Annotated in this window: 8 protein-coding genes and 1 pseudogene; 3 read left to right on the forward strand and 6 right to left on the reverse strand. The window is 71.5% G+C overall.

Annotated features, from left to right (window positions below; translation table 11 throughout):
* From B100_RS34705 to B100_RS0133085, 5 genes and pseudogenes are all read right to left on the reverse strand, one after another.
* Positions 1-714, reverse strand: a pseudogene (locus tag B100_RS34705) (Fe-S oxidoreductase); the annotation flags it as partial.
* Between the two features lie 146 nt (positions 715-860).
* Positions 861-1,730, reverse strand: coding sequence for an AfsR/SARP family transcriptional regulator (locus B100_RS0133070; RefSeq protein ID WP_024888620.1), 870 nt, complete (start codon positions 1,728-1,730; stop codon positions 861-863).
* A gap of 507 nt (positions 1,731-2,237) precedes the next feature.
* The gene (locus B100_RS0133075; protein WP_024888621.1) at positions 2,238-2,885 is read right to left on the reverse strand and encodes a ScbR family autoregulator-binding transcription factor; all 648 of its coding nucleotides are present in this window, start codon (positions 2,883-2,885) and stop codon (positions 2,238-2,240) included.
* A gap of 507 nt (positions 2,886-3,392) precedes the next feature.
* On the reverse strand, positions 3,393-4,850 hold the full coding sequence (locus tag B100_RS0133080) for a condensation domain-containing protein (RefSeq protein ID WP_078541345.1): 1,458 nt from the start codon (positions 4,848-4,850) through the stop codon (positions 3,393-3,395).
* A gap of 272 nt (positions 4,851-5,122) precedes the next feature.
* The gene (locus tag B100_RS0133085) at positions 5,123-6,064 is read right to left on the reverse strand and encodes an AfsR/SARP family transcriptional regulator (RefSeq protein ID WP_024888623.1); all 942 of its coding nucleotides are present in this window, start codon (positions 6,062-6,064) and stop codon (positions 5,123-5,125) included.
* Positions 6,065-6,551: 487 nt separating this feature from the next.
* Between B100_RS0133085 and B100_RS0133090 the strand changes: the two genes are divergently transcribed.
* Entirely contained in the window at positions 6,552-7,379 is an 828-nt protein-coding gene (locus B100_RS0133090) for an AfsR/SARP family transcriptional regulator (protein ID WP_024888624.1), read from the forward strand.
* Positions 7,380-7,472: 93 nt separating this feature from the next.
* Here B100_RS0133090 and B100_RS0133095 read toward each other — a convergent pair whose 3' ends face one another.
* Positions 7,473-8,303 (reverse strand): AfsR/SARP family transcriptional regulator, encoded by an 831-nt coding sequence (locus B100_RS0133095; protein WP_024888625.1) that lies wholly within the window; start codon positions 8,301-8,303, stop codon positions 7,473-7,475.
* Between the two features lie 1,186 nt (positions 8,304-9,489).
* Here B100_RS0133095 and B100_RS0133100 point away from each other — a divergent pair.
* Entirely contained in the window at positions 9,490-10,413 is a 924-nt protein-coding gene (locus tag B100_RS0133100; RefSeq protein WP_486585772.1) for a ScbA/BarX family gamma-butyrolactone biosynthesis protein, read from the forward strand.
* Between the two features lie 144 nt (positions 10,414-10,557).
* Entirely contained in the window at positions 10,558-11,322 is a 765-nt protein-coding gene (locus tag B100_RS0133105) for an SDR family oxidoreductase (protein WP_024888627.1), read from the forward strand.
* Positions 11,323-11,346: the final 24 nt, after the last annotated feature.

An 11,346-nucleotide genomic window follows, 5' to 3' on the forward strand; every position in this document is an offset into this window, starting at 1 on the left:
CCAGGCCACACCCATGTTGGTGTTGAGCGAGACGACGATCATCCAGACGAACGACGTCCCGATCTTGATCATGGCGACCAGGTAGACCAGGTTCTCCAGGGCGGGCCGGCTCAGCCCCTGGAACCACTCGACGAGCGGATACGAGATGAAGTGCGACGCCGAGTAGCTGTCGACGTGGTGCAGGGCACCCTCCAGGGCGTGCAGCACCACGATGCAGGTGCCCACGATGACGATGACGGTCTCGACGAAGTACGCCTGACCCGTCTTGGAACCCGCGAAACGCGACTTGCGGCCCGGAGCCGAGGGCCGGTTCAACTGCCGGACGACGATCAGGACCAGGACACCGAGCACCGTCATCGTGCCCAGGAACTCGACGAACGCGTTGTAGGGCGTCCAGTGGCCGAGGACCGGCAGCACCCAGTCGGGGTGGAACAGCTGTCCGGTGGCGTTGACCAGGGTCAGGAGCAGCGTGTAGAAGCCCACCGCCACGAACCAGTGCGCCACCCCGATGACGCCCCAGCGGTTCATGCGCGTGTGGACCACGAACTCCCGGGCCAGCGTCACGCTGCGCTGGTAGGGGTGGTCGGTCAGCAGGCCCTTCGGGACGGGCTGGCCGAGCCGTAGGAACTGAAGGATCTGCGAGGCGGCGCGGCAGAACAGCACGCTGCCGACCACCATCAGGGTCAGCGACACGATGATCGCGACGAGTTGCATGAGCGGGCTCCTCAAACCAGTGAAGGTCGCCTACTGAGCGGTAACTTAATCATTTGGTCTGAGGCTACCCACTTGTCGCGCGGTGCCATAGCCGGGGTCACGGTGATCTGCGCCGCTACGGCATCGCCCGCCCCCCGTACGTCGGTTCAGCGCGGCGGCCACATGCCGCTCTCACCCGGGAGGGAAGCCGTGGCCGGCGGTTGCCGGTCCTCCGTCGGCGGAGCCTCCGGCGTGGCCTTCAGAATCGACTGCTGGAGCCGGCGCAACCGCGGCGAGGGCTCCAGGCCCAGGTCCCGTACGAGGGTGCCGCGCAGCCGGTGGTAGATGTCGAGCGCCTCACCGCGTCGGCCCGAACGGTGCAGCGCCAGCATGAACTGGGCGTGCAGATTCTCGTGGGTGCGGTAACGGCTGGTCAGCGCGGTGAGCTCGGCGAGCAGTTCACGATGACGACCGAGCCGGAGATCGGCCTCGATGCGCTGATCGAGGGCGCACAGGCGGCTCTCCTCCAGCCGCCGGGCCTCTATCTCCAGCCGCGCGCCGGTCTGGACGTCGGCGAAGGCCGGGCCGGTCCACAGGGCGAGTGCCTCCCGCAGCAGACGTGAGGCCCCCTGGAAGTCTCCCGCGTCGAGCGCGCGGTATCCCGTGCCCGCCAGCCGCTCGAAATCCCGGACGTCACTCGTCCCGCCTCCGGAGACGAGCATGTATCCCCCGGGCAAGGTGACCAGGACGTCCTTGGCCCTGCGGCGCGACAGGCCTTCGGGGCGGGCGTCGGACGCCCCCTTCTCCAGTGCGAGGGTGATGAGGTCGCGCAGTTGCAGGACGTAGGTCTGCAGCGTGGTGCGCGCGCTGCGCGGCGGGCGGCCCGCCCACAGTTCGTCGATGAGGGCGGAAACCGGAACCACCTGGTCGGCGTGGAGTGCCAGAAGGGCGAGTACCTGCCGGGGCTTCGGCGCGGTGGGAGTGATGGACTCCCCGCCGGCTCTCACGTCCAATGTGCCCAGTACGTCGATCTGCACGCCGTTGCCCCCTCGGTGAGTGCGCTGCCATCAGCACCACACGAGTACAAAACAGGCCAGACGGTTTGTCAATAGCGAACCAGTTGCGCTGTTTTTTTGGACGCGCACATGTGCGAAGGCAACCGCCTTCTCCGTCTGCGCTAGGGGGACTTGGCACGATTTTACGGCGCCAGGCCCACCTGGAGGCGCCTCTGCTTCCGCCGGCCCTCTCGCGCCGACCCCGACAAAACGGGCACAGGAAGGAGTGCGTCGGCCCTGCGCGACTGAAATAAGAGACCCCCCGCGCTGTTTTAACCGGTGTGCAACCGGCTCCCCCTCCACAACCCGGGCCACGGTGGACCAGGGAACCGGAGAAGCACTCGAGAACGACTCGAGGACTGCCGTGCGTCGCGCCCCGCGGGGGCCATCGGCCGGGGGCCGGCCCGCGGCGCCGTCGGCTCTGCGTGTCACGGCCATGCGCAGGCCGACACCCCTTCCCGTCGCACTCGCCGGGCTCGCGAGCGGGCCTCAAGCGGACGCAGGCATCCGGGCCACCTCGCGTACCACCCGGGCCCCTCGGTCCGGAGCCACGTCCAGACACGCCAGGACCGCGGGCCGGGCGATGGACAGCAGCAAGTGCCTCAGCAGCGTCGAGACCCGGGCCTCGACGTCACTGAGACCGGTCTCCAGCTGGGAGTAGAGGTGCACTCCGTTGAGCGCGCCGACCACCAGCTCGGCGACCTCCCGCGGCACCACGTGCGCCAGGGTCTCCCCCCGCTCGTGGGCCTCGGTCAGGAACTCCGTCAGCAGGTCACCCCAGAGCGGCCAGGCACCCCCACGGTGCCTGCGGGCCGCGACGGGGTCGGCCGAGAGCCGGGTGCCCGCCCGCAGCAGGGGCTCGTGCACCAGTCGGTGGGTCATCGCCATCGCGACGTCCACCACCTCCTGCAGCTTGATCTCCTGCTCGGGCAGCACCTGCTCCGTCTGGACCTCCAGGACGCCCCTGGCGAGCGCCTCCTTGGAGTCGAAGTGGAAGTACATCGCACCCTTGGTCACCCCGGCGGTCCTGAGGATGTCCGCGACCGTCGCCGCCGTGTACCCGTGCTCCGCGAAGGCCACCGCGGCCGCCTCCAGTATTGCCCGGCGGGTCCTGACCCCACGTTCCTGCTGGGCCACTGGAAACTCCCTTCACCGAACCGCGAAACTCAGATCTGCGCAGCTCACAGACACAAACCGCTCAGAAGGTATATTATCTCCGCCTTCCGGCCCGCACACGTACGGAGTTCGGCCATTCTTCGTCCGCCGCACCGTGGTTCCTCGCGCCGTCTCGTCGCCGGCGGCGTGCCCCGGCGGGCGACCGCACGCGCCGGTCCGGCGACCCAGGAGGGACCGCAGCGACCAAGGGCCCGAGGCGGGCCCTTGGTGACCGGACAACAGCACAGGTGGCAGCGGGCTCCAGAACGACGCGGCGACCGAAGCGACTGAAACTCCCTGCATATGACGCACACGCACACATGCTGGTGTCCTCATATGCCCGAACCCCTGGTCGCTCCGGTCGCTTTCCCGCCCCGCAGACCGTTCCGACCTTGCCTGTCCCCTCCCTGACGGCAGGCGGGCAACGCCGTGTTCCGTCACTCGCACTCAGCCGTCCCCCCGGCCCCGGCCAACCAGGGACCGGATGCGTCAGTCCCGCATACCGTGCTGCGGCGGCGCGGCTCGGGGCGGTTCGTCCTCCCCGAGAACGGCCAGAACCTCGGCGACGGTCTCGTTCTCCCCGGCGGCGGGCAGACGGCGCAGCAGACGGGCGCACTGGTCGACCAGCCGGCCCGCATCGGCGTCGGAGAGCCGGGCCCGGTCGTGGACGGCCGTCAGGATCAGCGAACCGTCGTCGGCGGGCCGGGCGAGCAGGGCGGTGAGCAGGAGGCTGTGCGCGCCGCTGGAGTGCCGCTCCCCGAACCGGACGCCGGTGGCGGCGAGCCTGGCCCGCAGCCCGGCGGGCGGTCGCGGGGTGGTCTCCAGGGAGACCACGGTGTCCAGCGGCCGGCCCGACTTCGGGCGACCGGTCCACTCGTGGACCTGTTCCATGCAGGTCCACTCGTAAGCGGCCAGGTCCAGCGCCCGGTCGCGCAAGGTCTCCAGGAGCCGGATCACCGGCCGGGCCGGGTCGACCCGCACGGTCATCGGCAGGCAGCTGCGCAGCGGCCCGACCAGCCGGTCGACGGCGTCCAGGGCGATGCCGCGCCCGGACACGGTGATGGCGAAGCCCACCGGGGCGGGGTCGGTGGCGTTCGCCGCCCGGTACAGCAACAGCGCCCACGCGGCGTGCAGGGCGCTGGAGTCCGGCAGGCCCCGCGCGGCCGCCCACCGGTGCAGCCGGTCCGCCTCGGCGGCGGCCAGCCGGGTCTCGGCCCGACCGCATCCGCTCTGCCGCGTCCGGGGCCCGGGCAGAGCGGGCTGCACGGCGGGCTGCCCGTCAGGTGCGATCCGGTTGAAGAAGTCCCGCGCCGCGGCAGTGTCCTGACGCTCCAGCCAGTGCGCCCAGTCACGGATGTCCGGCCGGCGCTCGCCGCCCGGCAGTACGCCGCCTTCGAGGTAGGCCCGGCTGAACTCGTCCAGCAGTACGGACACGCTCCGGGCGTCCAGCAGTCCGCGGTGGAAGGTGAGCAGGACCCAGGTGACCTCCGCGGAGCCGCGGAGTGCCTCCGGGCGGGCGTCTTCGCCGACATCCACGAGGGTGACGCGCAGCGGGCCGGGACGGCCCACGTCGAAGCCGCGCAGCCGATCGCGTGCCATGAGCTCGTCCCGGTCGACGGTGCCCGCCGGATGCCGCACGACCTCCGTACGGGCGTTGTTGTGGAAGACGACGCGCGGTTGCGGTTCCCGTTCGAAGGCGGCGCGCAGAATCACCTCCCGGCCAGCGACGGACTGCCAGGCCGCGGTGAACCGCTGGGTGTCCAGCGGTCCGTGCCAGTACCACCAGACCTGCTCCACGTGCCGTCCGGTGTGCCGGTCCGCGCAGGAGTCGAGCAGCGCGTCGTGCTGCGGCCGGGCCACCGGCACGGACGGTCGCGGAGCACCTGCGGTCACTGCCGGACGGCGGGGGCTGATCCGTTCCCGCAGCCGACGGCTCCACCCTGTCATGTCTCGCCCTCCTTCGGGCCGCTGCCGCCTTCCGGGTGAGAACGCAGATCACAGGGGTCCCGGAGGGCGGCCCTTCCGGCACATCGTGGCGGGATTCTCCGTCAACGGCCTGACGAACTTCTGACATGGCTCGCGGTCCGCTCGTGCTCATCTGGAGAACGGCGGCGAGGGGCGGTGGTGCGCGCGCCGGGGCCGGCCCGGACAGCGGGCTCCGGCCGCACGGGCGGGAGCCATCGCACGTGTGCACTGTCGTCCCGGCATTCCGTCCCTCCCTAAAGGCTCGGCACATCCTGCGCCATGAGCCGGTCGAGCCGACCGCCCAGGTCGCGCTGTTCCTGGGAGAGCAGTTCGACGCGACGGCGCAGCCAGGCGACCTCGTCGCGCAGCGTCCGTAGGTCGGTGTCGTCGTGCCGGCGGGGTGCGCCCTCCACGGGGTCCGCTTCCGTGTCGGCGCCTTCCCTGCCGTGCAGGATCGCCTCCATGCGGCCGCGCAGCGCCGGTCCGGGAGTGATTCCCAGGTCGTGCCGGAGTCTGTGGCGCGCCCGTTCGTACATGGCCAGGGCCTCCGCCTGCCGGCCGCACCGGTGCAGCGCGGTCATCAGCAGTTCGTAGAACCGCTCGCGCAGCGGATGGGCGACCGTCAGTTCCTCCAGTTCGCCGGTGATCTCCTCCTCGCGGCCGGCGCGCAGGCACGCGTCGTACAGGGCCTCCGTGGCGACGAGTCTGCTCTCCTCCAGCAGTGAGGCCTCCGCGGCGCAGATGGCGCCGCGGCCGCTGCCCTCCAGAGCCGCGCCCCGCCACAAGCCGAGGGCCCCGCGCAGGAGGTCGGCCGCGCCGGCGGGATCGGCGGGAATCAGCGCCCGGCCTTCGGCGGCCAGGCGCGTGAAGCGCTGCGCATCGGTCTCGGCCCCGTTCAGACGCAGCACGTAGCCCGTGGGACGGGTCACCAGCCACTCGTGCCGCTGTCCTCCCGGTCCGACGGCCACCGGCCGCAGCCGCCGCAGGCGGGCCACATGGGCCTGCAGGGCGTTGGCCGCGTTGCCCGGCGGCCGCTGGCCCCACAACTCGTCGACGAGGCGGTCGGAGGGCACCACTTGGCAGGCCTTCACCACGAGAGCCCCGAGCAAGGCGCGCTGTTTGGCGCCCGCGGGCACGATCAGCCGGCCGGTGCGGTCGTCACAGATCTGCACGGAACCCAGGATCCGAAATTCCATCCCACCCTCGCACGGGGAATTCAACGAGACCTCGAAGCCGGCTTCGGCCTGTGCGACACGGATCCCGGCCCCGGGCCGTCGGACCGGCCGGCCGTTTCCGGAGGCAGGTGTTCACAGCCGTACGTTCCCGCCGAGAGGACCGACGGTCCCTCCCGGAGGGGAGTTCTCCCCTCCGGGAGGGCGGCCGTGTTCCCCGGTTTCTTCGCCATGGCAGGGAAACTAGCAGTACGGGCCCGTCTCGGAACAGGCACCTCCGTGTTTTCGCCGCTCACTGGTACCTTGCCGGGATAGCGTCGGCGACGTGCGGGATCCCCCACTCACGGGTCGATGGAGGAATGCTTGATTCCATCTGGTGAAATCCTCCATAAAGGCTGGAGGATGCCTAGTGATCGGGCATCGAGAACATCCGGAGAAAACGAGGAGCAGACACTATTTGAGGTCTGACGGAGCGCTGATCCGGAAGCTCGGAAAACGGCACGGGGGAAGAATGAACATAAAGATGCTGGGTGCACTGCATGCAGAAGTGAAAGGAGCCTCGATCGTCCCGACCGCGCGGAAGCCCCGCCAGGTCCTGGCGCTGCTCGCGCTCAATCCAGGTCGGGTCGTACCGGTGTCCACCCTCATGGAGGAGGTCTGGGGCACCGACCGGCGGCAGAGTTCACTGACCTCGCTCCAGACGTACATCCTCCAGCTGCGTCGCATGTTGCGCGCCACCATGGGTCCCGAGGCGGCCGGCACGGTCAAGAGCATGCTCGCCACCCGTTACGGCGGCTACCTGCTGCAGGTTTCCCCCCAGGCGGTCGACGTGCACCGGTACGACCGCCTGGTGGCCGAGGGCCAACGTGCGTTCGAGAGCGGCGACGACGCGCGTACGGCCTCCTTGCTGCGAGAGGCGCTCGCCCTGTGGGAGGGTCCCGTCCTGGCCGACGTCCAGGTCGGCCCGGTCCTCGAGATCGAGGTGCTGCGGCTGGAGCAGTCCCGTCTGGTCACGCGAGAGCGCCGGATCGACGCCGAGCTGCGACTGGGACGCCATGTCGAACTGGTGGCTGAACTGATTGATCTGATAGCGCGCCATCCCCAGCACGAGGGCCTGCACTCGCAGGCCATGGTGGCGCTGTACCGGTCCGGCCGGCCGGCGGGCGCACTGCACGTCTACCGTCGGCTGCGTCGGCGGCTCAAGCACGAACTGGGCGTGGAGCCCGCTCCTCAGCTGCAGCGGATGTACCAGGCGATGCTCTCCGTCGACCCGCGTCTTGACATCGTTGCCGACGCACGGCGGACGTCGACCTTCGACCTGTACGCCGTCCAGGGGTGAGGCCGTCCCGCCGGTGCCGCCCGGAACCGGGCGCCGCGGGGCCGGTGTCACCGGCGGGAGGCGGCAGCGCGGCGCCCGGCCGTCACCGTCGGGTCAGTTCGCCCGGCCGGCGAGCGGTCCGCTGCCGCTCATGGCGGGGGCGGGAGCCGCGGCGTCGGGCCGGGTCGTCAGGATGGAGCGTTGCAGCCGGCTGAGCGGCGCGGAGGGCTCCAGGCCCAGCTCCCTGACGAGCGTGGTGCGCAGCCGCTGGTAGACGTCGAGGGCCTCACCGCGCCGGCCCGCACGGTGCAGCGCCAGCATGAATTGGCCGTGCAGGCTCTCGTGCATCCGGTGCTGGGAGACGAGGACCGTCAGTTCCGGGAGCAGCTCCCGGTGCCGCCCCAGGCTCAGGTCGGCGTCGATCCGCTGGGCGAGCGCGCACAGCCTCGCCTCCTCCAGCCGCCTGGTCTCCATCTCGATCTGGTTGCCGGCCTGGACGTCGGCCAGGGCCGGGCCCCGCCACAGCGACAGGGCGTCGGCCAGCTGGCGGGCCGCGCCCGCGTGGTCCTCGGCGTCCACGGCCCGGTAACCGATTCCGGCACGGCTCTCGAACTCCCGCCAGTCGACGGTGCCGCCCCGCGTCTCCAGGCGGTAACCGCCGGGAACGGTGGTGAGGATGTCCTTGGCCGTGCACTGCTCGTTCCCGGCGGAGGCCAGGGCGGTGCCTATCAGTTCGCGCAGCTGCAGGATGTAGGTCTGCAGTGTGGTGCGGGCACTGCGCGGCGGGGCGGCTCCCCACAACTCGTCCACCAGGGTCGCCACCGGGACCACCTGGTCGGCGTGGAGGGCCAGCAGGCCCAGCACCTGCCGCGGCTTGGGCGCCGTCGGCAGGATGGGCACCCCGTTCTCGCGCACCGACAGCGCGCCCAGCACCTTGATGTCCACTCTCTCCCCCATCGGTCGCGCGGATCGGGGACCGTCTCCGCGTCTCGGCCGGCATGCCAGGGCTGCTGCACCCAGGCGCCTCCGATGGAAAAACAGCGCAGTCGGTTTGTCAACGTTCGGCCGTTATCGATCATCAAGAGGATCTGGATCCGGCCATGGCCGCGGGAGCCCGGTGCGGCGCCCGGCCGGCCCCGGGCCGGGGTGGAGCCGGGGTGCCCGGCACCGAGGAGGCCGGAAGACCTCGGGGCCTGTCTGTTCGCCACCGCCCACCGCCCACCGCCCACCGCCCACCGCATGCCACATGCCGCAGCCGGGCGGTGTGAGTGCGGCGCAGAGCGCAGTCCGACGGGCACGGCCGCACGTGGCGGACTCCCCGGCCGCGCAGCCCGTACGGCTGCACGCCGGGCCGGCCCACGGCCGAGGTCCGCTCGGACGCCCCGCGGCGGCCCGCGGCCGGTCCACCCGCGGCCGGCTGTCCGCGGCCGGCCCGACCGGCTCACCCGGCACCCGCGCCCCGGGGCCGGCGGTCCGTGCCGTGGCCTCCTCCGTCCCGCGGCCGGGCGCACCGGTTACTGCGTGAGAGGCGGCACCGCCGGACGGGGGGCGGTGCTCTCCGGCGTTCCCGGGAGCCGGACGCCCATCCTCCGCACGGCGGGTCGCGCAGCGCTCGACGCCCGACGCGGTGGCCCGGCCGGCCGCGTCGCCGGCCGCACGCGCCCCCCGCGTCCGGCCGGTTCCCCCGGTGAGGACGAAGCCCGCCGGCGCGAAGGCGGTGGTGTCCGGAACGGTTCGGGCACCGATCCCCCGGAACCGGTCGGCACGGTGGAGAATCGCTCGAGAACCGCTCAAGACCCAGCACCGCCGGCGCCCCCTCCTCCGGTCAGAGGGAGGGGGCGCCGGCGGCCCGCCACCTCGTCAAGGACCGCTGCCGACCTCAGGAGACGCCGGAACGGCGCTGTTGACGCGATCCGGCCGGCCCAACCGGATGAAGCAGCTCCGATTTTTTTCCGACTGAAATGATCCCTGTGGCTGTAAAGTAAACCGGCCGGTATGTACCTTCGGGCTGCCGGGTTGACCGGCTTTCACTTGCGCCACTGCCGCTCAGGGGGAAGCAGCCATGTCCGCGAGCATGTTCCGCACCGAACGCCCCACATCCAGTGCACCATTCTTTCGGAACGAGATGGCGATGTCCGCAGCAGCCGGACTTTTCCGCCACCCCTCCTTGACCTCCGCCGTTCCGAAGGAACTCGTCCACCGCGCCAGCGTCGCCGAGGTCCTGCTCACCGACTGGCGGCGCCGGGACGGCAGTCGTTTCACCGTGACCGCCCAGTGGCCCCGCGGCCACAGCTTCTTCACCGCCGTGCAGGGCCTTCACGATCCGCTGATCGCCGCAGAGACGATCCGCCAGGCCGGGGTCCTCCTCTGCCACACCGAGCTGGGCGTGCCCCTGGGCCATCACTTCCTCATGTGGAATCTCAACTTCAGCGTGCGCCCCGAACGGCTTCTCGTCGGCAGCGCGCCGGCCTCCGTCGACCTCGACGTCACGTTCTTCGGCACCAAGCGGCAGCGCGGCCGCCTGGTCGCCAGCCGCCTCGAGGCGGTGCTCCGTCGCGACGGTCACGTCGTGGCGACGGGCGGCGCGTACTTCACCTGCGTCTCCCCCGCCGTCTACCGGCGCGTCCGTGGCCGGCGCCACCTCGGCAGCGGCTGTCCCGAGCTTCCGCTCGAGGCTGCGCTGCCTGCGCAGAGCGTGGGCCGGCTGCTGCCGATGGACGTGGTCCTGTCCCCCACCGAAGCCCCGGACCGCTGGCAGCTGCGGACGGACGTCCGTCACCCCGTGCTCTTCGACCACCCGGTCGACCACGTACCCGGCATGGCGCTGATCGAGGCGGCCCGGCAGGCGACGACGGTCGTGCTGGGCCGTGTCTCGCCGCCGCTGAGCGTCGAGACCGACTTCGTGCGCTACGTGGAGCTGGACGCGCCCTGCGCCGTCGAGGCCCGGCAGGTTCCCTGCGGGGAACCGGGCAGGGAGTCCGTGCTCGTGCAGGGCCGCCAGGCGCAGGACGTCGTCTTCCGCTCGACCGTGACCGTGGCCTCGTCAACCGCCTGACCGTCCTCGGGCACCCCGTCCGTCCGGGCACCGCGCGCAAGGTCCGCCCTCACCCGGTCCCCGTCGCAGGTACAGGTCGTTCCCGGTGGCGGCGCGTGCTCGTCCCTCGCGCCGGCGCCACCGGCCGTCAGCAGGAGTGGAGACATGGGGGAACTGGCCGGAAGAACCGCGCTCGTCACCGGGGCCAGCCGCGGAATAGGAAGGGCGATCGCGCGCAGGCTGGCCCAAGAGGGCGCCCTGGTCGCGGTCCACTACGGCCGCAACGAGGCGGCCGCGCGGCAGACCCTGGAGCTGATCGCCGAGGAGGGCGGCCGAGCCTTCGCCGTCGGCGCCGAACTGGGTGTGCCCGGTGACGTCGAAGCCCTGTACGCCGGGCTCGAGGAAGGGCTGGCCGCCCGCGGGCGGGAGCCGGACCTTGACATTCTCGTCAACAACGCGGGCATCAGCGGACCCGCACGCATCCACGAGGTGACACCCGAGCTGTTCGACCGGCTGTTCGCCGTGAACACCAGGTCCCCCTTCTTCCTCGTCCAGCGGGGCCTGAGGCACCTGCGCGACGGCGGCCGGATCGTCACCGTCTCGTCGGCGGCCACGCGGGTGGCGTATCCCGAGTCCGTGGCGTACGCGATGGCCAAGGGCGCCCTCAACACCTTCACGCTGGCGCTGGCCAAGGAACTCGGCCCGCGCGGCATCACGGTGAACGCGGTCAGTCCCGGGTTCGTGGAGACCGACATGAACGCACGGAAGCGGACCACGGCGCAGGCCACCGCGGTGCTCGCCGCCCTGTCCGTCTTCGACCGGATAGGCCGGCCGGCCGACATCGCGGACGTCGTCGCCTTCCTGGCGTCGGACGCGTCCCGCTGGATCACCGGCCAGTGTCTCGACGCCAGCGGTGGCTCCCACCTCTGAACACCTCCCCCAGCCGCCGGCGCG

Source organism: Streptomyces sp. CNH189 (assembly GCF_000527195.1).

Bases quoted from the DNA above. Each gene is read 5' to 3' on its own strand.
- B100_RS0133100 (WP_486585772.1), top strand. From the start codon at position 9,490: ATGTCCGCAGCAGCCGGACTTTTCCGCCACCCCTCCTTGACCTCCGCC.
- B100_RS0133105 (WP_024888627.1), top strand. From the start codon at position 10,558: ATGGGGGAACTGGCCGGAAGAACCGCGCTCGTCACCGGGGCCAGCCGC.
- B100_RS0133085 (WP_024888623.1), bottom strand. From the start codon at position 6,064: ATGGAATTTCGGATCCTGGGTTCCGTGCAGATCTGTGACGACCGCACC.
- B100_RS0133080 (WP_078541345.1), bottom strand. From the start codon at position 4,850: ATGACAGGGTGGAGCCGTCGGCTGCGGGAACGGATCAGCCCCCGCCGT.
- B100_RS0133090 (WP_024888624.1), top strand. From the start codon at position 6,552: ATGAACATAAAGATGCTGGGTGCACTGCATGCAGAAGTGAAAGGAGCC.